This window comes from Cohnella terricola (assembly GCF_007786475.1).
Lineage (GTDB): Bacteria > Bacillota > Bacilli > Paenibacillales > Paenibacillaceae > Cohnella > Cohnella terricola.
Map to the genome: position 1 here is coordinate 309,864 of NZ_VNJJ01000005.1, position 22,834 is coordinate 332,697.

The following is a 22,834-nucleotide window of genomic DNA, read 5'->3' on the forward strand; positions in this document are numbered from 1 at the left end:
CTCCCGCACTCCCGGGAACGGGCGGCAGGAGCTCTTTGTTTATTTTAGACGACGAACGAGCTTTTCAATGAAACGATACGGTTAAAAACGGGATGCCCAGGAGTCGAGTCTTTCGGATCGACATTAAAGTAGCCGTGACGGAAAAATTGGAACTTGTCTCCGCCTGAAGCGTCTTTCATCTCCGGCTCTACGAAGCCTTCGAGCACTTGAAGCGAATTCGGATTAAGCCGATCGAGGAACGATTGACCGTCTTCTTCTTCCTCATCGGATATCAGCGGCTCGTACAGGCGGAATTCGGCAGGGACCGCATGGGAAGCGTCCACCCAGTGGAGCGTGCCTTTCACTTTGCGCCCGGTGAAGCCAGATCCGCTTTTCGTCTCAGGATCGTACGTGCAGCGAAGCTCGATGACGTTGCCTTCCGAATCGTGAATAACCTCTTCGCACTTAATGAAATAAGCATGCTTCAAACGGACTTCGTTGCCCGGGAACAGACGGAAATACTTCGGCGGCGGATTATCCATGTAATCGTCCCGTTCGATATAGATTTCCCTGGAGAACGGAATTTTACGATGGCCCATTTCCTCGTTCTCGGAATTGTTCTCGGCATCCAGCCACTCCGTCTGGCCTTCCGGATAGTTGGTGATGACCACTTTCAGAGGTTGAAGGACGGCCATCGTCCGAAGCGCTTTGAGCTTAAGATCTTCGCGGATAAAATGCTCCAGCATCCGTTCGTCTACGATGCCATAGCTCTTCGCTACGCCGATCTCCCGGCAGAACGCCCGGATCGCTTCCGGCGTGTAGCCTTTCCTGCGCAGCCCGGAAATGGTCGGCATACGCGGGTCGTCCCAGCCGTCGACCGCGTTCTCATCTACGAGCAATTTCAGCTTTCTTTTGCTCATGACGGTATTCGTCAGGTTGAGACGCGCGAATTCGTATTGATGCGGAACCCATTTCATCTCGCATTCGCGAATCACCCAATCATAGAATGGGCGTTGATCTTCGAATTCGAGCGTACAGATCGAATGCGTGACGCCTTCGATGGCATCCTCAAGCGGGTGGGCGAAGGCGTACATCGGATAAATGCACCATTCGTCGCCGGTGTTATGATGGTGCGCATGTACAACGCGATACAGGATCGGGTCCCGCAGGTTGACGTTCGGCGAAGCCATGTCGATCTTCGCCCGAAGCACCTTCTGGCCATCCGCGAATTCGCCTTCTTTCATCCGGCGGAATAAATCAAGGTTTTCCTCGACCGATCGGTTGCGATAAGGACTTTCTTGTCCCGGGGATGTCAGCGTTCCCCGCGTTTCGCGGATTTGATCGGCGGATTGATCGTCTACGTAAGCAAGCCCTTTGCGAATCAGAAGGACAGCGCGATCGTACATTTCGCCGAAATAATTAGAAGCGAAAAATAAATTGTCCCACTTAAATCCGAGCCATTCCACGTCATTTTTAATCGACTCTACGTACTCCACGTCTTCCTTGACGGGGTTCGTATCGTCAAAGCGTAAATTCGTTCTTCCTTTGAACTCGTCGGCGAGTTCAAAGTTCAGGCATATCGACTTGGCATGTCCGATGTGTAGATATCCGTTAGGTTCCGGGGGGAAGCGGGTCACGACCTCCGATACTTTCCCCGAAGCGAGATCCTCGGCCACGATGTTCCGAATAAAGTTCGATGACGACGTCTTAGTTTCCAAGCGGACCAACCTTCCTCACAATAACAAGTTATATCCTCTAATAATACACAAAAAACAGCCTTCTTATAAAGGGTTAAGCGAAAAATTGATGAAATGTCGGATGAAGTCGACAGCCCCCTTTACAGAAACGGTCGTTTTTCATCTAAAAATATGATAAAGATTTAATTTTTCAGTAACTTTTCAGCATGAAGGCTCGTTATAATCATTGAAGAGTTTGGTAAGGGAGGAAATGGAATGCTGTCATGGCTAAGCCGTGGTTCAACCGCCGCCAAAGCCGGCGAACAAACCGAGTCCACGGCGCAGGCGCAGGGCAAGCCGTCGAATGCGGGCAATAAGACGCCCGAACGGACGCTCGCTAGCGAGCCGCTGCTATCCGTACGGAACGTGGAACGTTCTTTCGATGTCGGCAGCCAGAAAATTCGCGTGCTTAAAGGGATCAATCTGAACCTCTATCCGTCTCAACTCGTCATGCTCAGAGGACGCTCGGGTTCCGGCAAAACGACGCTGATGAACTTGATGGGGGGGCTGGATACGCCTACTCAGGGCGAAATTTTCTTCAAGGATCGGCCGTTCCACAAATGGGATGACGATAAGCGCACGGAAGTGCGTCGCAAGGATATCGGCTTCATTTTCCAAGCATTCGCTTTGATGCCGCTCCTATCCGCTTACGAGAATGTCGAACTATCGCTTCGTATGGCGAACACTCCCCGGTCCGAATGGAAATCGAGAATTACTTCCTGCCTGGATCTGGTCGGCCTGTCCAAGCGGATGCATCACCGGCCTTTCGAGTTATCGGGGGGAGAACAGCAGAGGGTTGCGATCGCCAAAGCCCTCGCTCACAAACCGAGCCTCATCCTGGCAGATGAACCGACGGCGGAATTGGACAGCCAGATGACGGCGCAAATCATGCAAGTTTTCAAGGAAGTCGTCGCGACCGAGAATGTGTCGATCTGCATGACGACGCATGACCCTACGATTATGGAGGTAGCAGACCATGTCTATGAAATGGTGGACGGCGTATTCATCGCCAAGTAACGAGAATCCTATCAAGCGCCGCAACCGTAAGAGCGCGAGTGTGCTAGCCGTATTGGCTTTGTCTGTGGCTCTTTCAGGCTGCAGTTTACTTCCTAGCGAGCCTGAGGAAGAAGATTTGTCGACGATCCAACTGCCGAAGATTTCGGAGAAGCCCAGATACGACGTCGTAACGAAGACGCTGGAAACGACGGCTTCGGGTTCCGGCAAAATTTTGTCCACTCAGGAAAAGCAATTATATTTTACGTTGGAAGGCAAAAGACTGAAGAAATTATACATACAATCCGGACAGACCGTGGAAGCGGGACAGGCGATCGCCGAGCTCGACGTGGACGATTTGAAGAAGGCACTAAGCAAGGAAGCGCTATCCTTTAAACAATTGGAATTGGATATGAAATCGACGTTAAGAAAGAAAGACGAGATGGACCCGATCGAATTCGAGATGAAGACGCTCCAATTCGAAGAAGCCCGTCAGGCTCTCGTCGACAAGCAGGATGACATCGATAAGGCGGTGCTGACCGCACCTTTCTCCGGGACTGTCGTGTCGGTACCGGTACAAGAAGGCGACCTGATTAAAGCGTACGACACAGTCAGCGTTATCGCGAATCCTAACAGCCTGATCGTCGCAGCGGAGATATCCAAGGACGATCTGCAGAAGGTGGCCGTCGGCATGGAAGTTCGCGTCGACATCAATAACGCCGGGAAACTGAAAGGCAAAGTCAAACAGCTTCCGATCCCTTCGACCGACAATCAGAACGGCGGGAACGGTAACGGTAACGGCGGCAAAACCGATAACATGAACAAATACTTGCTCGTCGACGTCGATCAGTTGCCTAAGACCGTAACCAGAGGAACCCCGTTGTCTATCTCCGTTATTATTAATCGCAAGGAGAACGCGGTCGTCATTCCACTCGCCGCGCTTCGAACGATTGGTCCGCGCACGTACGTCCAGGTCGCGGAGCCGGACGGAAGCAAACGGGAAATTGACGTCGAAGTCGGGCAACAGACATCGACCGATGCGGAAATTTTGAACGGTTTAACGCCGGGACAGAAAGTCGTAGGGCGGTAAAGTATGAACGCGCTGATTCGGTTTCTCTTTCGCAAAATGTGGAATACGCGCTGGATGACGCTCAGCACGCTCGCCGGATTGTTCGTTGCCGTAGCATTTACGACCAGCATCCCGATGTATGCGGACGGCGCACTAAAGCGGGTCGTTTCGCAATCGCTGCAGGACAACAGCGAAGGCATGCCAGCTGGCTCACTGCTAATCCGTTACCAGTCGACCGACGGCAAGACGGATATGGAAAGATTTAACGACGTCGACAAGTATATACGCGAAGATGTGACGTCCGATATCGGATTTCCCGTCGAGGTTTCCCAGCGAAGCTTAATGCTTCGCAGTTCGGAAGTATCGCCCGAGGATCCGACGAAAGTAGATGCCAGCCGCACGCGTAAGCTGACGCTCGCATCGCTCGGCGGCTTGAAGGAGCAAACGGAGCAGGCGGGTGGCAAGTGGTTCGCGGACAACGCGGAAGCGGACGGTACGATCCAAGCGGTCATGATGGAAGAAGCGATGTTCCGCAACGACCTGCATGTCGGCGACGTACTGCTCTATCCCATCTCCGGCGGCTTGAACATTACGCTTCGCATTCAGATCGTAGGTGCATTCAAGCCGGTAGATGAGGAAAGCGCTTATTGGTATCAAGGCCTGGAAGGGCTAATGAACAATCTGTATATCGCCGAGCCCGTGTTCTTGAAGGACTTGGCCGAGAAGCAGAAGATTCCGATCCAGATCGCAAGCTGGTATTCGGCTTTCGATCTTCGGGAGATCAAGACGAGTCAACTTTCCCCTCTTTCCGGGAAGTTGAACCGCATCGACATTGAAGTGTACAAGAAGTTGAAGGATACGCATCTGGAGATTAGCTTTGCCGAAATGCTTAGCGATTTCCGCAAGGATAGCATCCAATTGCAAACGATGCTCTTCACGCTCGCGGCACCGATGATCGCGATGGTGTTCTATTTTATTACGATGAACACGCAGCAGGCGCTCGAGAAGCAACGCTCCGATATTGCCGTGCTGCGAAGCAGGGGCGCGAGCACAAGGCAAATCTTCATGCTGTTCTTGCTGGAAGGAACGCTGCTCGGCATCGTCGCTTTGTTGATCGGGCCTCTGTTCGGCTTATTCATGGCCAAGAGTATCGGGTCGGCAAGCGGATTCCTGCATTTCGTGGATCGCAAAGCGATCCCGGTCGGATTCTCGATCGACGGCGTACTTGCCGGCGTGGCGGCCGTTGTCGTCGCGATCGCGGCTACGGTAATTCCTGCGCTAGTCTTTACGAGAACTTCGATCGTCGATTATAAGAGACAGATGGCGCGTGGAGACCGCAAGCCGTTCTGGCAGAAGTGGTTCATCGACGTTATTTTATTGGGCGTTGCCGGCTACGGTTGGTATTTGTTCAACGAACGGCAGATGGTCAGTTTCAAAACGGGCATGACGACTGATCAGTTAAACGTGCAGCCGTTTCTGTTTTTCGTTCCGGCATTGAGCATTTTCGCGGCGGGCCTTGTATTCCTCAGGCTGTTCCCGCTATTGCTCAAGCTGTTTAATCTCATGTGGAAAAAGATTTTGCCCGTGCCGTTCTACCTGACGCTGACGCAATTGTCGCGTTCTTCCAAGTCGTACTATCCGCTCATGATTTTGCTGATCTTGACGCTCGGCCTTGGGGTATACAATTCCTCCGCGGCGAGGACGATCGGGCTGAACTCGGAAGAGAGGATCATGTACAAATACGGGTCCGACGTTGTCGTTCAGACAGTATGGGAAGGAACCGCTGAATTCAAACAGCCTAGCAAACCGCAAGGCGGCGGAAACGGAGGCGGCAGCGGAGGAGGCGGTGGCCAGGGCAATCGTCAAACGCCTACGAAGTACAATTACAACGAACCGCCGTTCGAAATCTTCCGTACATTGCCTGGAGTAGAGCGCGCGGCACGCGTGTTGCAGACGAAAAGCAGCATCACCATTTCCGGCAAGACAGCCGGGCAGTCGACGATCATGGGCATCGACAACGTCGATTTCGCTCGTGTCGGATGGCTGCGCAAGGACATGTATAAGGTCAATCCTTACAAATATCTCGAATGGCTCGGCCAGGTGCCCGAAGGAGCGTTGATCTCCTCCAACGTGGCCAAGAAATTCGATCTGAAGCGCGGAGATACGGTTCAGACGATCATTCAGGAGCAACCGATCGAATTTATCATTCTCGATGTCATTCCTTACTGGCCTAGCCTCTATCCGGATCAAGCGCCGTTCTTGATCGCGAACTTGGACTATATATACGATCAAGCGCCGCTCGTGCCGTATGACGTCTGGCTGAAGATGAAACCCGACGCGAAGGTGCAGGAAATCATTCCGGTTCTTCAGGAGAAAGGAATCGATATCGCAGCCATCAACAGCATGCGATCGGAGCTGGCTACGCAAAGCAAGCATCCAGCTAGAGGCGGCGTGTTCGGTATTTTGAGTCTCGGATTCTTAGTCACGATCATCGTGTCGCTGTCCGGCTACATTCTGTTCTGGTTTTTCAATCTTTCCAGACGGGTCGTGCAGATCGGTATTTTGCGGGCGATGGGATTGTCGCGCAAGCAACTGACCGGCATGCTGCTGCTAGAGCAAATCTTTACGGCCGGCTTATCGATCGGACTCGGCATCGGAATCGGCAAGCTTGCGAGTCTGCTGTTCCTGCCGTTCCTGCAGACGACGGACAACTCGTCGAACCAAGTTCCTCCGTTCCGCGTCGTGTTCGAGGCGGCGGATACGAACAGGTTGTACATCGTCGTCGGCGTCATGATGGCGATCGGCGTCGGGCTGCTCATTACGCATATTAGACGCTTGAAGGTTCATCAGGCGGTTAAGCTCGGAGAGGAGCGATAATCCATGATTACTTGCGAAGGCCTTGTCAAAATCTACAAGGCCGACGACCTGGAAGTCGTCGCTCTTCAGGGTCTGAATCTAACCGTCAAACCCGGAGAGATGATGGCGATTATCGGCAACAGCGGAAGCGGGAAGTCCACTCTGCTGAACATACTCGGCGGTTTGGACCGTCCATCCGCCGGCCAGGTACAAGTCGGCCCCTGGAATCTGCTGAAGGTGAACGACGACGATCTCGTGAAGTATAAGCGCGATACGGTCGGATTTATCTGGCAGAACAACGCACGCAACTTGCTCCCGTTCTTAAGCGCGCTGGAGAACGTGGAGATGCCGATGATGTTCTCGGGCAAGCTGGATCGCGCTTACGCGAAGCAACTGCTCGAATGGGTCGGCTTGAAGGACCGCATGCACAACAAGCTGCAACAACTGTCCGGCGGCGAACAGCAGCGGGTCGCGATCGCGATCTCGCTGGCGAATCGTCCGCAACTTCTGCTCGCCGACGAGCCGACGGGCTCCGTCGACTCTAAAACATCCGATATCATCATGGATATTTTCCGGAAGTTTAATAAGGAACTCGGCCTTACAATCGTTATCGTTACCCACGATTTATCGCTTGCGGGTAAAGTGGATCGCGTCGTCGCGATCCGCGACGGACTGACGAGCACCGAATTTATCAAAAGAAATCCGAATCTTGACCATTCTCAGCCGCTATCGGGAGGAACGCCGGAAGAAGCGCATGAAGCTTTCGTCGTGGTGGATCGGGTCGGCAGGCTGCAGATTCCGAAGGAGTATCTATCCGCGTTGTCGATCGGCGACAAAGCGACGATGGAATTCGACGGAGACAAGATCGTCATTACCAAACCCAAATCCTTAGAGGAGGACGAAACAGCATGAACAACAAAGTAAGCCGCATCCGAAAAGGGGTGCTGACCGGAATGAGCTTATCTTTGCTTATTCCGATTTTGGCGGCGTGTAACTCAAACAGTGAGAAGGACGATCCGAATAATCGCCGTGTTTTGCGCGTCGGAACGATGTACGGAAGCAAATCGGATGAATCCTGGTTCCGCCAGCAATTCACCGACATGTTCGAATTCTCCCATTCCAACATTGAGATCGAGGTCGTTCCCGCGATCGACTACACGGAGATGCAATTCGAAGATCAATCGAAGAGGGAAAATCAGCCCGATCAATTCACGAGAGTGAAGGAGATCATGAGCGGAACGAATCCGGTCGATGTGATGATCATTAACGATCTGAATATGCTCGGACAATTGGTGAACGAAAGTCTGCTTAAGCAACTCGATCCTCTCTTAAAAGATGACAAGATCGATATCAATGAATTCGTGCCTACGATCGTCGAAGGAATCAAGGATCAAGGCAACGGCTTCCTGTACGCGTTGACGCCAACTTTCCAGCCTGCCGCACTCTATTATAATAAGGGCCTTTTTACAAAGGCCGGCGTTGATTTTCCGAAAGACGATATGAACTGGGACGATGTATTCAACTTGGCCAAACGGATGAAATCCGGCAGCGGCAAAGACGCGATCTACGGCTTCTCCTTTAATCAATGGGGGGCGAGCGATAGCTTCTGGGACCTGCAGAACTTCGCTGCTCCGCTTCAATTGAAAATGTACGACGACAAAGGCGAGACGATGACGGTCAATTCGCAGCAATGGCAAACGCTATGGGAAACCATGGTGCAGTTGAAGAACGATCGTGTCACACCGCGGCAGGAAGATATGCAATACGATCAGCCTGAAAGTGACACGGGCATATACAACCCGTATAGGAGTCGTCTGTTCTATAGTGGCAGGGTCGCGATGACGATCGGGGATTACGGCATGATGAACGAAATCCAGCTGATGAACGACAACAGCGACAAGTTGAAAATGGAAAAACTCGACTGGGATGTCGTGACGGTCCCGTACCATGTCGGCAAAGAAGGAATCGGCGGCAACATTTTCTTGGGTCAGCTCGCCGGCATCAACGCCAATGCAGCTAATCCTAAAGATGCGTGGGAATTCGTCAAGTTCATGAACGGCAAAGAATGGGCGAAGCTGAAGTCCCGCAGCACTTATGAAATGTCGGCTCGCAAGGAGTTCGTGAAAGTGCGCGACGGAATGAATTTCAACATCGATGCCTTTACGAAAATGAGACCGGCTCCGGCGTCATATGGCGGCAACACCCTGAAAGAACAGGAATTGCTGCGCGAGAAACCAAACTTGAGCATGATTACGGATATGGGTTCGATGATCTATAGCCAAGTCATGCAAGGCAATAGAACGGTCAAAGAAGGATTGGCTTTATGGGAAGATCAGGGCAACGCTCTTCTTCAGAAGATCAAGACGACCCCGAAAGGGCAGATCCCAGATGCTTTCGACGGCATCAATACGGGCGACTCCGGAGGCATTTCGCCCCAGAAGAAAGCTCTGATGGAAGCGTCAGGAGAAGTATTCGTGGATTAACGATTGATACGGTTGCCATTAAGTAGGCGGCTCATCCCTTGGGATGAGTCGCTTTTGTGTAATTTGAGAAAGATGGGATTCAAATTCAGGAAAGCCGCGCATGCTATGGTCAGCCTTATTTTAGGAACAGGGGGATGCCTTATGAGATGGGTATATTGGTCAAGGCTATACGACAGCAAATTTCAGGCAGGCTGTCTCGTACAGAGATTGGAGCATGACAGTTGGGTATTCGGGCTCGACGTTCCTCGGGAGATCGAAGTATTCCGTTCCCGCAAAGGCAAGTACGGCGTTCGTTATTTGCCGTGAAATGCTTATTGGCAGCGAACCCGAATCTATGCTAAGCTGTGTCCTAGGTATAGGAAACGGAGGAAACAGCAGTGAGAAGAATGCCCTTTTCCGCGGAAACGGCCGTTAAGCTTGCCGAATACATGAAGGTACCGTTGGAACATTTAATGCATATGCCCCAGCATATATTGCTTCAGAAGCTTGCGGAGATGGCGAAGTCCCAAAGTAGCGAAGAAAAGCAGGAATAGGTAGCGGAAGAAAAGAAAAATGAGTAGAAATGGTTGACGGCGGGCCTGATTTTATAGTATATTATTAGTTGTCGCCAATAAATTCGACAAAGTCATAACGACGCGGGGTGGAGCAGCCCGGTAGCTCGTCGGGCTCATAACCCGAAGGCCGCAGGTTCAAATCCTGCCCCCGCAACCAACCATTTCTCTGGACCTATACGGGGGCCTTTAGCTCAGTTGGTTAGAGCGGTCGGCTCATAACCGATTGGTCGGGGGTTCGAGTCCCTCAAGGCCCACCACTTGGAAATCGGCAAACGGTTGCAACTTACATACTTACATAGCCGAGCTATGAACTTACTCCTATGCCGGGGTGGCGGAATTGGCAGACGCACAGGACTTAAAATCCTGCGGTAGGTGACTACCGTACCGGTTCGATCCCGGTCCTCGGCACCATTTGGTTTTTCCCGTTAAATCAACGCTTAGCCTACGGTAACCTAACCGTAAGCCACTCGAAATTAACGGTACAAAACGGTTCGCGAAACGATAATCCTGCGGTATAAATGCCGCGATATACGCACGAAAACGCACGCCACAGCCGCGCAATATTAACGGTGAGGGGTGTTTTTTATTGTGTCCGGAATAAAACGGAATCTGCCGCGAAGGAGGAATACGGTCGCGGTATCCGGTTACGAAGCATCAAAGCTCTCGGGGGAGTCCGTAGACTTCGACGTCGCCACAGCGACCTTTCTGCGGAACTGTAAAATCCGTAACTTGACGGGTCCAACCCGACGTATTCCTCCACGAAATTGTCGATCGCGTGATTCGGTTCCAGCCGGACGGGATCGCAGCGGAGGCGCAAGCGGCGCAGGAATTCTTCGTGTACACAAATTTAAAGAAGCGCTTCGGGCCGCAGGCTATCCGGCGAATAACCGCGTGAAAGAGATTCATCAGCGGTCGCGGAAAGACTTACGGATCGAAGCACTTCTTCCGGAAATCGAGAACGGTACGATTCAGTTCAGTCGGAAGCACGCGCTACTTCTCGAATAGTTCGAATTATACGGATCGAGCGCTCACGACGACTTGCCGGACGCTCTTGAAATGGCAGTAAGTATTTCGAAGAGGAGACGCAGGGCACTAAGAAATAAACCCTCTTGGATGTAACACTTACTTCAAGGCCGCCTCTTCTAGCTTCGCAAGAAAGATTGATTGGATAATTTCTTGGTAACTGTTTCCTAGTTTTTTGGAGACTACTGCTCTGATCTCCTCAAACGGTATGCTAACTTCGATGTCGGTTATTGTAATTGTCCAAACAGGGTTATCTGAACCTTCATCTGATATCTTATAGCTCGAGGGGAAATTGGAGGATTGGAGCTCCTTATAAATATTCGAAATAACTTGGTGAAAGGCGTCTTTTTGAACTAATCTATCAGAATCTTTCTGCGCCTTTGTCCTTAGAATAGTCGATACTCTTGTGGTTAAAAAATTGCTCATAAAGACCACCATCCTATCAAGTTTAACCATATTGTACTACTAGAATACTTTAGTTCCAAGGGAAGGAGGATGTACTATGCCGAAACTTTTCGCAACTGGCGCACAATACCCGCCGCCCGCCGATATCCCCCGTCTAGCGAAATTGATTCGACAAAATTAGACTCCTACCGCGTATCGCGCGTTGAGATTAGCGGATTCATTTTTCGCCAGCTAGTTTGAACGTACCGGAGGTTGTGTCTCCAATTTCATAGTTTTTAATCGTTACATAAACGTTGTTATCGTCCCACTTTGGAAGATAAGATTCGCTGGGACCGTATAGTTCCTTCACCGCCGCTATTAACGTCTGGCTTTTGGCGCGTAATTCGCGGTCAGACAGATTGAAGGTACCGCGGCCCACATAGAGTGCTTTCATTGACGGCTGCATACCTATGTCAATATTGACGAGCAGCTTTTCATTGTCTTCTGAAATGAGGTGCAGCTTTTCAACAGTAAAGTCGTCCGTAACAACTCCGCCTTCGATGAGATGTTGCATCGCCATCAAGTTTAGGGTGGTTGTATGATTTTTCGCCAGGTTCTTAATAGCGGAAATCTCCGAAATTTGTTTGTCATACTTCGAAATCTTAGCGCTCAGTCCCTCGATTTTCTTCGCCTGTTCCGCGATTAGCGCCCCTTGTGCGTCATTCGTTTCCGCAAGTTCGTTGCTTTTTACGTACAAAATGGCAGCGGCTCCGCAAGAGGTGATCGCCAAGATTAGCGCGACGATAACCAGTATTCGAATGGCGAGCGTTTTTGGTTCCGGTTTAATAGCAGGCTGCGCAACCGCCACCGCCCCCTCTAACTGTTCATTCACCGATAAGACCTCCAACTCGATTTAAGTACAAAAACCATTAATTCGACACGTTCCGCCTAAATCCTTCCACTGATTCGATCCCGGTCCCTGGCACCCTTGGTTTGTGGTGTTTTTATTACGTTCGGTAATCAGTCATGCTTGTATGAATCTATTGATAGGAGATCAATATTGTGCAATAATTACCCATATATTAACACGAAATATCGCGAAGTTTGTCTAAGACGGAGGTTTGTATAAAATGAGAAAAATGATTTTTCCTTTCATCATTGCGTTCGTATTTCTAACAGCTTGTGGTGTTGATCCTGTAAAGGATGACCTTCTGAATTATCTTAATCATAATCTTCAACCACTAGGAGACGAAGAAACCCGGCTAACTAAAGCATATAGTGATGTAACAGGTGAAAACTATTCGAGTGATGAAGAAACGTATGAAGCATTCGTTAATGATATAGTTCCGGGATATCAAAAATTTGTTTTCAAACTCGAAGAGATAAGGCCTGAAACACAAGAAGTTCGGGACCTGCATGAGATTTATATTTTGGGTGCGAATACTCAACTTAGTGCCATGACTCAGATGCAATTAGCGTTTGAGAATGATGACGCGAACTTGATTCCAGCGGCAAACGATAAACTCGCAGAGGGCAGGAAATACATAAGAGATTTTCAAAATAGGCTTGACGAAGTGGCAAAAAAGCATAATGTCAAGATTACGAAAAAATAAAGATTATTACTAGAATAAGAGGTGCCTAAATGAAAAAGTGGTTGTTTATTTCTTTGACGGTATGCTTGCTATTGACCGGTTGCGGGGCAGGGGCAGGTGTAAGGGTAGATGCAAGTGCAGATGTAAGTGCGGATGTAAGTGCGGATGTAAGTGCGGATGTAAGTGTAGATGCGGAGGAAGGAAACGTTGTTGCGGAAATTATATTCGGCGATTGGTCCGATACCCCTGAAAGTTTGGTAGAAAACGAACGGAGTACCTTTAAAAGCGACGAGAATATCACGCTTGCTTTTGAAACATCGGAAAAGTTCGGTACAAGGTCGCTTGGACTACATTTATATAAGGTTTCAAATCATGAATTGCTTGACAGCTGGGACACGGATGTCGATCCCGACTGGACATCGCTGATGCACGAATTTCAAACGCCAAGTGTCGATGAGCTAGAGCCGGGAGAGTATGAGATTGCGATCTTTAAGGACAATACTCGTATTGGGGAAGGGACATTTAGAATCAAATAAACCAGCCTTCTTCGGAACGTCTGACGAATTCAGATACCCGAAGGAGGTTTTTTTGTTGCATATAGTTGGGTTCGTTTATTTCTTATTGTTATAATATCAGTTATATATAGTGAGGCGATTAGAAACCAAGAAATCGGGGATGGATATATGTATACGAGCGCAATTGCTGAACTAAAAAATGATTGGGGGCTGCTGCTGCGGGAAGAGCGAGAGAAGCCTTACTATAAAGAGCTGATGGAACGAGTAGATGACCAGTATCGCAAGAACGCTGTATATCCGCCCAGGGAGGCGATCTACAGTGCACTTGAGCTTACGCCTTATGAGAAGGTCAAAGTCGTCATTCTTGGCCAAGATCCGTATCACGGATCGGGGCAGGCGCATGGCTTGAGCTTCTCGGTATTGCACGGAGTGAAATTGCCGCCATCGCTGAAAAATATATACAAGGAGCTTCAGGAGGATATCGGTTGCCCGGTTCCTGCACATGGCTTCTTGGAGCATTGGGCGAGACAAGGCGTGTTGCTCCTGAACAGCGTGCTCACTGTTAGGGAAGGAATGCCGAACTCGCATCGGAAGCTAGGATGGGAGACTTTCACGGACTCAGTGATCAGCTTACTGAATGAGAGGCAGCAACCGATTGCTTTCGTGTTATGGGGTAAGCATGCGCAGGATAAAGGCCGCCGGATCGATCAATCGAGACATTTCGTATTGAATTCCGTGCATCCGAGTCCGCTATCCGCATATGGAGGATTCTGGGGGAGCAAGCCGTTTTCCCAGTGCAACGTTTTTCTTAGAAGCAACGGGATGGAAGAGATCGACTGGCGTATTCCGGATATCGAAAAGGATGTTTAATGACAAAGGAAGGATCGGGCTGCCCGATCCTTCCTTTGTCATCATATAAGCTTATCGCGACGCGGCTTCCTCTAGCACGACTTTGTAGTTAGAAGCGATGTAGGTCGATACCGACACGTTCTTGAGCACTTGTAGGTACATTCCGTCCGGATCGGGCAGGACGATTCGGTACTGGATAATGGCTTCGTCTTTCTCGAAGCGAATGCCGGAAATCTCGAAGCCGTATCCGGAATGCGGAACGGTAGCCGAGAGGGTGACCTTGGACACGTTGTCCGTCTCTTTGTCGACCGTGAAGCTGACATCTCCGACGAGCGAGTTTTCCGGTTCTGCGGGTTTGTTGTTTTGCAGGAATTTGACGGTTTTCGCGATCATGATAGCGGCTTCCGGCTTCGTTACGTTGTTTTTCGGGTGGAATTTTTGTTTGCTGTCCAACGTAACGATCTTCGCGATCAGCAGCTTTTGGATACTGTCCATGTAACCTTTCGAGATCTGATCGGCGTCGGAGACATTTTGGTAAATCTGGATCCATGAATAGGAGCCTTTGTGGCTAAGCGCGCCGTATAGCCATTTGGCGAATTGTTCGCGCGTAACCGTTGCCGCGGGATTAATGTCTTTGGGAACGTCCAAGCCGTTATATTGGGCGATAATGAAATCTTTCGCATACGGGGCGTCATCTTTTACTTTCTTAAAATAGTCGCTGGCTTTAGGCTCTTTGAAAAAACGGATACCGTCGATGTTTAATTCGAGTCCCTTTACGATCATAGATACGGCTGTTGCGACATTGATAGGTTTGTTGGACTTGGAGTCGCTGTTCTGCCCGTTATGGGCGAAAGCGGAACCGCCAAGACTCAGGCAGGCGACGGCGATCATCAGAAGCAATAGAAGTGGTCTTTTTAGTGCGTAGTTCATCATGGATTCCTCCGATTCCAGTTTATTCTTTCTCTGTTTCCTCCAACTAGACGCGAACGGATTGCAAAAGGTTGCGCAAGCGGAAAAAAACAATCGAAATGAAAATCCCCGCTAAGCACGTTCGCTTAACGGGGGTTCGGGAAGTTTCTTCTCCTTAATCGGTCATCTATTACGAGTCGAATTTTCAAATTTGTTGCCGTTATAACTTTGCACATCTTGATTATAGATCATCCCATCTATTCTTTGTCCCTGCCAGCCGCTTCCATACATACCAGACGAATGATGGTGCGGAAAATGATGAATGTGATGGACGTGAATGACGTAGTGAGGTTCATGATGGTGGTGGTGATACATCCCATATTGGGGGTCCATTGCCAAAGGTTGATTCCTCCTTAGTTTTGATGATACCAACCTATTCGCATGGATAAAATCATGAAGCTTGCCCAATGAAGTTGGGCCTCAAAATAGGCTTTACTCCTGGAGATATGATCACTTTTCTAATGGCGAAGGATACGTTTACGAATTGACCCGGAAATAGCTGCGCCAATAAGTATAAAGACCATGAGGATAAAAATAACAAGAACGATTAATCCGGCAATTGAAAAGCCCATTTATTCACCGCCTTTAATCAAAAACCCCGCTAGGCAAGTTAGCGGGGTTTATCCATATTCGCCATCACATCATACAGGAAGAAATTGAAGTAGGGATATACTTCTTAGAAGAAACCGGCTCGCAAGATGATGACCAACAGAATGAAGAGCACAAGCACAAACGCAGCCGCTTGCATTCCGCCGCCGTAACCACCACAACTTCCACCTACTCCTCCAACATAGCCCATTTTTTTCACCACCCGTTTCGTGTTTGTGATTCGGTGTTACAGGGTTATTTTATGTTGGGATATGTATACGGTAAGTGCGTTAGCACAGATTGTTGTTAATCCGCGATTGTCATAGTACAAACAAAAAAAGAATCCTTGATTTCTCAAGAGTTCCCAGACAGTCGAGCAACTCGCTTCTTCGCAACTGGGACTCTTACAATTCCCGGAATGAAAATCGTCAAAGGCGTTACCGGCACAATAAGAGCTCTTGCATGCCTTGGAATAGCTAGTGGCGAGGCTGCAGTCGGTATCGCTACTGCCGCACGTTCGACTGGAATGTTTACATCGGCTCTCGGATTTTTTCTAATTTGCCAATACGGCAAATATAAGTTCTTAGAAGGTCATAAATTCCTATTTTCGAGAATGTTGACTGAAGTGATGAGTAATATTTGTTTTCGAAAGTAATTTCTAGAGTTTTTTGGTTAATACATATTACAAATGGCTTTCCAAATAATACGAGGTGGTTTATTATGGAAAGAAAGTCCAAAGAGTCAAAGCGCGATTATGCAACCGAAAGGATGAACGAAATGTCAAAACTTCTTGAATCGTTTCGGGGGGCTTCTAATGCATTGGTAAATACTAGAAAAGCATCGACTGCATACAAAGAGGCTTTATCAAGTAGTAGAAATGCACTACCTCGTACGAGTTTTACTCCTAAAGAAAAGTCAGCTTATGAAAGAAACTCGGATGATAAGGTTCAATCAAAAAAGTTTCTTGATTAGGGGGATTTTGGTTTGTTGGAACACCGCTCAAAGTTGATAAATGAAATCGAAAAACGAAGAGACTCAACAGTTTTAATATACGTGCACGATACAAGCTTAAAGTATGCACATGTCCCCATGATTTATAACGCACTCAGGAAAAAGGGTGTAGTTAAAAATCTTGATATTTTTCTTAGCAGTGGAGGTGGAGATCCTGATGCTGCTTATAAAATAGTTAGGATGTGCCGAGAGCACTGCTCTGGAAAGTTGTCGGTCATTGTCCCGTTTATGGCAAAAAGCGCTGCAACATTATTAGCAATCGGAACTGATGAAGTAGTAATGGGTCCTCCGTCAGAACTTGGTCCAATTGATCCGCAAATAAAAGATAAGGCAAGCGAAACCTTTGGTGCTACACAATCAATTCGAGATTGTATTGATTTTTTGGAGAAAAGATTTAGCGATTCGAAAATGCCAAACAGAACTTCTTACGTTCTCATGCCTATATTAGACAAGTTAAACCCTTTTATGATAGGGAAGTATGAAAGAGCCGTCAAAATGTCTAAACAATATGCAGAAATATTGTTGAAGAATGGCATGCTTCAAGGAAGAGATAAATCAATAATTGATTCAGTTGTTGGGAAACTTAGTGAGTCTTACTATTCTCATGGATATGCTATAGATTCTCGCGAGGCAAAGGATGATCTCCATTTAAATGTTGTAAATGCAGATGAGGAGCTTTGGGAGTATATCTGGAACTTATTCTTGACATATCATTATGAGATGGAACAATCCGATGAATATCTCTCATTTATTGAAACAAAGGACACAATAGAAGAATCACTTTATGGTTTCGACGAAGATGATGTTGATGAACAAGCCGATGAAACTGAAGAAACAGCATAACACAACGGCGAAGAAAGCAGGGGGTTAAAACCCAACTGCTTTCTTTTTTAGTGCGCCACGCATGACGATTAACTAGTCGGTGAAAGTCCGCTGTGGGGGTTTGTAGTTACCAACCACTAGCCAAGAGTAAGGGTGTCCATCGCGAGGTGGAATCTGAAGGAAGCTGGAGGCAAAATTCCGACCCGAGGAACACGAACATCATCAGGCATAAGGCATGGGATGAGTTTGCATAACAAAACGAAGTCCAATCAACTACACGGACGTGTCAATGTAAATGGTGCGGGTACATGGAAGGAAAATGAATCGTCTTACCGTGGGAGGTCTCATGGACGTGATGAGATGTACTTCAAATCACGGTTGAAACAAGATTTATCATGAGAAGTCAGCAGATGCCATATTACCTCGTTTAGTCGACAATACGGGGGAAGGGCTGAACCTAAGGAGTGTAGGTCAATGAAAGTTACTAAAGCAGGAGCAAAGTACAGCCAACCTCTCAGAAGAGAAGGCTCCACGCAGAAGAATAGTGCGGAACACGAAGAATATGCGGGAGTGTACAGTCCTGCAAAGATAGCTGAAACGGACAGCACCAACGCAAACGAGTCGGAGGAAAGATTGCTTGAACAGATTGCGAGCAACCACAACTTGAATGAAGCATTCAAGAGAGTGAAAGCGAACAAGGGATCTCATGGGATCGACGGGATGAAGGTGGATAAACTTCTGCAATATCTCAAAGAGAACGGAGAAACACTCAGGCAATCCATCCTGGACGGGAAATACCGTCCGAATCCCGTTCGAAGGGTAGAGATACCAAAAGAGAACGGAAAGAAAAGAAATCTGGGGATTCCAACGGTCGTTGACCGGGTCGTTCAACAAGCCATCGCTCAAGTATTAACGCCAATCTATGAGAAGCACTTCTCAGAGAACAGCTTCGGTTTTCGTCCGAAACGAAGTGCACATGACGCCATCCGGAATAGTCAAAACAACATACAAGAAGGATACAAGTATGTCGTCGACATGGACTTGGAGAAATATTTCGATACCGTAAACCAAAGTAAGCTAGTGGAAGTACTGTCGAGAACGATTAAGGATGGTCGAGTTATCTCACTCATCCACAAGTTCCTGAAGGCAGGCGTCATTATTAAACACAAGTTTGAGGAAACGGAAGTCGGCGTGCCACAAGGGGGAAACCTCAGTCCTATACTGAGCAACATCATGCTGAACGAACTGGACAAGGAACTGGAAAGCAGAGGCCACCGTTTTGTCCGCTATGCAGACGACCTACTCATTTTCTGCAGAAGCAGGAAAAGCGCCGAGCGGACGCTAACGAACATTCTCCCGTACATCGAGAAGAAGCTATTCCTCAAAGTAAACCGGGAGAAAACAGTCGTAGACGAAGCGAAAAGGGTCAAATTTCTTGGTTTCTCATTCTTTCGGTATAAAGGGGAAGCAAGGGTTAGAATACATCCGAACTCCGTTGCGAAGATGAAAGTGAAAATAAAAGAACATACATCGAGAAGCAATGGAAATGGAAACGAAGCCCGAGCAGAACAACTCAGACGCTACATCAGAGGATTGGTAAACTATTTCAAGATAGCAGATATGAAGACACTGCTCCAATCCACCGACAAATGGATGAGAAGACGAATTCGCATGATCTATTGGAAACAGTGGAAGCGAGTGAGGACAAGGTTTGCGAACCTAAAATCACTTGGAATCCGCGCCCAGCAGGCATGGGAGTACGCCAACACAAGAAAAGGCTATTGGAGAATATCCGATAGTCCGATACTTTCCAAGTCCCTCTGAAATAACGCCTTCAAAGAACAAGGATACCTATTCTTTTCAGACTATTACCGACAAGTCACGACGTAAACTTAGGAACCGCCGTATACCGAACGGTACGTACGGTGGTGTGGGAGGTCGGCTGCTCAATTAATGGGCAGCCTCCTACCCGATTGCAATAGCTAGAAAATATAGGCCATAATCGTTTTCGGAAAAAAAGTCCGAAAAATTAACGAAAATACTGTTGATTTTTCGGACTGAATTGTAGTAGACTAAAAGAGGAGGAAAGATCTGGTCGCAAAAAGCTAGAGTCTTCAAATTCTGAAGGGAGGAACGATCCGTGTTAACCCTATTCGGGAAATTCTGTCGGAAGTTAAGAATTGACACTGGAGAGTTGCTAAAAGAAATGGCAGATAAACTGGGCGTAACTTCGTCTTACTTATCTGCTGTCGAAAACGGCAAACGTAATATTCCTAAAAGCTGGCCGAGCATACTAATTAAAGAATATTCTCTCAATACTGATCACCAAAGAGAACTACTCAGAGCAGTTGAGGAGTCTCGGATTTCAACTAAGGTCGATATGAAGGGCTACGGAAATGACGATAAGACCTTGATTATGGCCTTTGCACGAGAGCTAAAGGATTTAGATGAGGACAATAAGATGAAGATTCGGGAAATTCTCTCGAACCATAAAAAGGGAGGACATCAATGAGTTCATATGTTGCTCAGCCGCTCTCTAGAGTCAAAATTCGGAACCTTGCTCTCGAAATGAGAGACGCTTTGGGGGTGAAGGATGTTAAGGAATTTCCTGTGATGCAATTTCTAGAACACATTCTTCCTCAAGTAGACCCTGAATTTGTTTATGATGTGATGCCCATTCATGAAATGGGTGGGCATTACGGTCTTGCTATCCCTCAAGATCATACAATTTTGTTGAGAGAAGACGTATATGAAAACGCAGTTAAAGGCGTGCCAAGGGATAGATTCACCGTTGCTCATGAAATCGGGCACTACTTTTTACATACGCCCAGTAGAGTCGCCTTTGCTCGTGGAAATGATCTGAGGAAAGTACCGGCATACCTGAACCCAGAATGGCAGGCAAATACATTTGCGGGAGAATTGCTTGCACCACCTAATGTCATAAAGGATTTGAGTCTGTTTGAAATCATGTCTCATTGTAAGGTGTCAAGAAAAGTAGCAGAAATTCAAATACGAGATTGTTAGTATTACATGTATTGACGAGAGGAGAGGGGGATACGACATGAGGCTACGAAAAATAAAATACCGCAGGCCTTGTAGAGGGCCTACGGCATAGCCGACTGTAGGTTTAGACAACCCAAAGTGCGGCCGATACAGAAAAGACTCGACACCTTTAATGTATCACTTTTGGTTGTCCTTCTGCAAGGTTTATTTGGCAAAAACCTTCGGAAGGAAGTAGATAAATATGCTAGTTTGTACACCCTTTATCACGCTTCGAAATGGAAGAAAGCTATTCGCTCATGAAAAAGGACTCGAGGCATTTTGCTTTGAAGTCACCGAGGAACAGCACAAAAAGTACACAGAGAAAAAGCAAAAGCAAGAAAACGCAGTTGAAAATAAAGACGAAAACTAAGCACTAATTCGGTATCCCCACGGCTGGGGGATATTTCATAAAACATAATTTTCATTGAAAGGAGGATATTTCATGGCCCAGACAAAATCAAGCGTTAGAGGAAAACAGACAAAGAAAATCGTTCCAGTCAAACCATACACAAAAAAAGATGGAACTAAGGTGCCCGGACATAGAAGGTCGACTCCTAATTAAACTTCCAATATCATCGGCGAAAGTAGTCTCAGCTAAAGCTGAGGCTTTTTTTTTATTTCCCATAACCTCATAACCCAACTTTAAGTCTTATCCACGTTCTTAGTCCATAGTAGTTACATAATAAACTGTACAAACTCCGGAATCCACAACATCCCCGCCCGTATCAAGTTGCGAAAGCTTACCCTCGCACTAATCCTCGGCCCAAGTATACTAAATCCCGAAGTGATTTCCGAAACGCAGATCATTCCGAATTCCTCGAATGTAGGAAATCACATGTTATATGAATGTGTATAAAAACAGATAAAATTAGTTCTGCCCCCCAATTGCCCCCAAGGAACGTAGAACAATGAAATGAATAAAAAAACAAAAAAGAGAGCCCTTATGGTTCTAAGGCTCTCGGTCGCTTAAGTATGGTGATCTGAACAGGGATCGAACCTGTGACCCCCACCCTGTCAAGATGGTGCTCTCCCAGCTGAGCTATCAGATCATGTTATTTTTCGCGGCGACAAGTAATATAATAACAAGTACGAGTCGAGAAGTCAACAAGATTTCGATAATATTTTTTTGCACAATTCACGCCAACTGAAGGCGTCGGCTAATGTATAAAAAGGTGATGATTCGCGTCCTCCGTGCGTACATATGTAATAGCGGGTAAACGGACAGAAGGAGCGGCGCGATGAGAGACGCGGCATTGCTGGCGGTGTGGTTGATCGGTCTATTTACTCTAATCGGTGGCGTATTAGCGGCGGTTGCGCGTTTTGTCAGAAGAGACTCGGCCCGATATGACGAGCAGTTCACGTGGGCAGCTTTCTTAACGGCAAGGGTTCATAGGCGGGAAGATCCGCAAGACAAAGAAATGCTCTGAATCTCAACAGATTCGGAGCATTCTTTTTAAGCTTTTATTCCTCTTCATCCCATTTGCGGGAATAGGCCTTTTTGGTAGTCCAAAGGACGAGCCATGTAAGCACAACGGCGATAATGCCGGCGAAAATATACGTGCTGACCAAAATCGCAAACTTCCTTTCCTGTGCGGTTGTCCCTCTATTCTAACGAATTATTCGGTTCTTGTTAACCGTTCGAGCTCGTAAACGATATGCTGTTCGATAAATTCCATTTGCCCGGTACGTCCGATGAAATCGGGTTGGTCGTCGCCATAATGCATCAGATAGATTCGTTCCTGCAGATCGTCCGGCAGCATGAGCAATTCGGACAAGCAAGCGTGAACGATTCCAGGCCCATGCAGCTGGCAATCATGGAAAATGACCTTCACCCCGCGAGAACGAACTAACGAGGTCAATAATTCGGCATCGAAGACGGTATCGCCAGAGTAGAAGAAGGAGCCGTTAAACAGCATCGAGTAGCTCGGTTTATTTGGAATGTGGGGAGTCAGAATCGGCTCGACGCTAAGACCGGGCATAAGCTCGCGAGAGACGCCTGGCGTCAGGGGGCGCACGTCGAAATAGTCGTCCAGCGTCTGAAACTCTTGCTGCCACATCCCGCCTTTTAAGGAATGCTCCCAGAGGGGTTCGACCAACGTATCGGCAATATATAAGATCGGCTTACGGCTGTAGACAAACTTCATTTGGAACCCGAGCTCTTCCAAACCACCCATGTGATCGCCATGGATATGCGTAATCAACACCGCGTCCAAGTCATTAAAGCTGACTCCGAGTTGATGCAACGCGCTGGGGGCGGTAATCCCGCAATCGAGCAGCAGCTTTCGGCCTTCTACTGTGATCAGAGCATTATTGTTGAAGAAAGATTTGGCAAAGGCGCTGCCCGTGCCTAACATTTGAATGTTCATATC

General features: G+C 47.9%; 23 protein-coding genes and 4 tRNA genes. 20 read left to right on the top strand and 7 right to left on the bottom strand.

What is annotated here, in order from left to right; all coding sequences use genetic code 11:
• Positions 1-44: 44 nt before the first annotated feature.
• A complete protein-coding gene (locus FPZ45_RS11390; RefSeq protein ID WP_144701342.1) occupies positions 45-1,697 on the bottom strand; it encodes a glutamine--tRNA ligase/YqeY domain fusion protein in 1,653 nt (550 codons plus the stop codon).
• 234 nt (positions 1,698-1,931) lie between these two features.
• On the opposite strand from FPZ45_RS11390, the gene FPZ45_RS11395 reads away from it, so the two are divergent.
• From FPZ45_RS11395 to FPZ45_RS11440, 11 genes are all read left to right on the top strand, one after another.
• The gene (locus FPZ45_RS11395) at positions 1,932-2,732 is read left to right on the top strand and encodes an ABC transporter ATP-binding protein (protein WP_144701344.1); all 801 of its coding nucleotides are present in this window, start codon (positions 1,932-1,934) and stop codon (positions 2,730-2,732) included.
• Complete coding sequence (locus FPZ45_RS11400) at positions 2,692-3,798, top strand: efflux RND transporter periplasmic adaptor subunit (RefSeq protein ID WP_186438348.1); 1,107 nt, start codon at positions 2,692-2,694, stop codon at positions 3,796-3,798. The genes FPZ45_RS11395 and FPZ45_RS11400 overlap by 41 nt, the downstream gene beginning before the upstream one ends.
• A 3-nt stretch (positions 3,799-3,801) precedes the next feature.
• Positions 3,802-6,654 (top strand): ABC transporter permease, encoded by a 2,853-nt coding sequence (locus FPZ45_RS11405; RefSeq protein ID WP_144701346.1) that lies wholly within the window; start codon positions 3,802-3,804, stop codon positions 6,652-6,654.
• A 3-nt stretch (positions 6,655-6,657) separates the two neighbouring features.
• Complete coding sequence (locus FPZ45_RS11410; protein ID WP_144701348.1) at positions 6,658-7,545, top strand: ABC transporter ATP-binding protein; 888 nt, start codon at positions 6,658-6,660, stop codon at positions 7,543-7,545.
• Positions 7,542-9,116, top strand: a complete 1,575-nt coding sequence (locus tag FPZ45_RS11415; protein WP_144701350.1) for an ABC transporter substrate-binding protein — start codon at positions 7,542-7,544, stop codon at positions 9,114-9,116. Before FPZ45_RS11410 ends, FPZ45_RS11415 begins: the two co-directional genes overlap by 4 nt.
• Positions 9,117-9,257: 141 nt before the next feature.
• Complete coding sequence (locus tag FPZ45_RS25315; RefSeq protein ID WP_186438349.1) at positions 9,258-9,422, top strand: hypothetical protein; 165 nt, start codon at positions 9,258-9,260, stop codon at positions 9,420-9,422.
• Between the two features lie 71 nt (positions 9,423-9,493).
• Positions 9,494-9,649, top strand: coding sequence for a YycC family protein (locus FPZ45_RS11420; protein WP_144701352.1), 156 nt, complete (start codon positions 9,494-9,496; stop codon positions 9,647-9,649).
• Between the two features lie 101 nt (positions 9,650-9,750).
• Positions 9,751-9,827, top strand: a tRNA-Met gene (locus tag FPZ45_RS11425).
• Between the two features lie 23 nt (positions 9,828-9,850).
• A tRNA-Ile gene (locus tag FPZ45_RS11430) sits at positions 9,851-9,927 on the top strand.
• Positions 9,928-9,992: 65 nt separating this feature from the next.
• Positions 9,993-10,081 (top strand) — tRNA-Leu (locus tag FPZ45_RS11435).
• Positions 10,082-10,258: 177 nt separating this feature from the next.
• Positions 10,259-10,675, top strand: a complete 417-nt coding sequence (locus FPZ45_RS11440; RefSeq protein WP_144701354.1) for a hypothetical protein — start codon at positions 10,259-10,261, stop codon at positions 10,673-10,675.
• A 117-nt stretch (positions 10,676-10,792) separates the two neighbouring features.
• On the opposite strand, the gene FPZ45_RS11445 is transcribed toward FPZ45_RS11440, so the two are convergent.
• Together FPZ45_RS11445 and FPZ45_RS11450 are read right to left on the bottom strand one after the other, a co-directional pair.
• Positions 10,793-11,119: a hypothetical protein gene (locus FPZ45_RS11445; protein ID WP_144701356.1), complete on the bottom strand. Its 327-nt coding sequence runs from the start codon at positions 11,117-11,119 to the stop codon at positions 10,793-10,795.
• Positions 11,120-11,315: 196 nt separating this feature from the next.
• A complete protein-coding gene (locus FPZ45_RS11450; protein WP_144701358.1) occupies positions 11,316-11,969 on the bottom strand; it encodes a hypothetical protein in 654 nt (217 codons plus the stop codon).
• Positions 11,970-12,207: 238 nt separating this feature from the next.
• On the opposite strand from FPZ45_RS11450, the gene FPZ45_RS11455 reads away from it, so the two are divergent.
• The 3 genes from FPZ45_RS11455 to FPZ45_RS11465 all read left to right on the top strand — a co-directional run bounded on the left by FPZ45_RS11455 (position 12,208) and on the right by FPZ45_RS11465 (position 14,054).
• Positions 12,208-12,690: a hypothetical protein gene (locus tag FPZ45_RS11455; protein ID WP_144701360.1), complete on the top strand. Its 483-nt coding sequence runs from the start codon at positions 12,208-12,210 to the stop codon at positions 12,688-12,690.
• Between the two features lie 29 nt (positions 12,691-12,719).
• Positions 12,720-13,205: a putative periplasmic lipoprotein gene (locus FPZ45_RS11460; protein WP_144701362.1), complete on the top strand. Its 486-nt coding sequence runs from the start codon at positions 12,720-12,722 to the stop codon at positions 13,203-13,205.
• A gap of 147 nt (positions 13,206-13,352) precedes the next feature.
• Positions 13,353-14,054, top strand: coding sequence for a uracil-DNA glycosylase (locus FPZ45_RS11465; protein WP_144701364.1), 702 nt, complete (start codon positions 13,353-13,355; stop codon positions 14,052-14,054).
• 51 nt (positions 14,055-14,105) lie between these two features.
• Here FPZ45_RS11465 and FPZ45_RS11470 read toward each other — a convergent pair whose 3' ends face one another.
• Together FPZ45_RS11470 and FPZ45_RS25700 are read right to left on the bottom strand one after the other, a co-directional pair.
• The gene (locus tag FPZ45_RS11470; RefSeq protein ID WP_144701366.1) at positions 14,106-14,966 is read right to left on the bottom strand and encodes an S-layer homology domain-containing protein; all 861 of its coding nucleotides are present in this window, start codon (positions 14,964-14,966) and stop codon (positions 14,106-14,108) included.
• 712 nt (positions 14,967-15,678) lie between these two features.
• Positions 15,679-15,801: a sporulation protein YjcZ gene (locus FPZ45_RS25700; RefSeq protein WP_144701368.1), complete on the bottom strand. Its 123-nt coding sequence runs from the start codon at positions 15,799-15,801 to the stop codon at positions 15,679-15,681.
• Between the two features lie 509 nt (positions 15,802-16,310).
• Here FPZ45_RS25700 and FPZ45_RS11480 point away from each other — a divergent pair.
• From FPZ45_RS11480 to FPZ45_RS11505, 5 genes are all read left to right on the top strand, one after another.
• Positions 16,311-16,562 (top strand): hypothetical protein, encoded by a 252-nt coding sequence (locus FPZ45_RS11480; protein ID WP_144701370.1) that lies wholly within the window; start codon positions 16,311-16,313, stop codon positions 16,560-16,562.
• Positions 16,563-16,574: 12 nt separating this feature from the next.
• Positions 16,575-17,444 (top strand): SDH family Clp fold serine proteinase, encoded by an 870-nt coding sequence (locus FPZ45_RS11485; RefSeq protein WP_144701372.1) that lies wholly within the window; start codon positions 16,575-16,577, stop codon positions 17,442-17,444.
• 453 nt (positions 17,445-17,897) lie between these two features.
• Complete coding sequence (gene ltrA / locus FPZ45_RS11495) at positions 17,898-19,247, top strand: group II intron reverse transcriptase/maturase (RefSeq protein WP_144701374.1); 1,350 nt, start codon at positions 17,898-17,900, stop codon at positions 19,245-19,247.
• Between the two features lie 316 nt (positions 19,248-19,563).
• Entirely contained in the window at positions 19,564-19,935 is a 372-nt protein-coding gene (locus tag FPZ45_RS11500) for a helix-turn-helix domain-containing protein (RefSeq protein ID WP_144701376.1), read from the top strand.
• Positions 19,932-20,447, top strand: a complete 516-nt coding sequence (locus tag FPZ45_RS11505; RefSeq protein WP_144701378.1) for an ImmA/IrrE family metallo-endopeptidase — start codon at positions 19,932-19,934, stop codon at positions 20,445-20,447. Before FPZ45_RS11500 ends, FPZ45_RS11505 begins: the two co-directional genes overlap by 4 nt.
• A 991-nt stretch (positions 20,448-21,438) precedes the next feature.
• Here the strand turns inward: FPZ45_RS11505 and FPZ45_RS11510 are convergent.
• Positions 21,439-21,514 (bottom strand) — tRNA-Val (locus FPZ45_RS11510).
• A 189-nt stretch (positions 21,515-21,703) separates the two neighbouring features.
• Here FPZ45_RS11510 and FPZ45_RS11515 point away from each other — a divergent pair.
• A complete protein-coding gene (locus FPZ45_RS11515) occupies positions 21,704-21,892 on the top strand; it encodes a hypothetical protein (RefSeq protein ID WP_144701380.1) in 189 nt (62 codons plus the stop codon).
• 189 nt (positions 21,893-22,081) lie between these two features.
• Here the strand turns inward: FPZ45_RS11515 and FPZ45_RS11520 are convergent, their stop codons facing one another.
• The gene (locus FPZ45_RS11520) at positions 22,082-22,831 is read right to left on the bottom strand and encodes an MBL fold metallo-hydrolase (RefSeq protein ID WP_144701382.1); all 750 of its coding nucleotides are present in this window, start codon (positions 22,829-22,831) and stop codon (positions 22,082-22,084) included.
• Positions 22,832-22,834 lie beyond the last annotated feature (3 nt).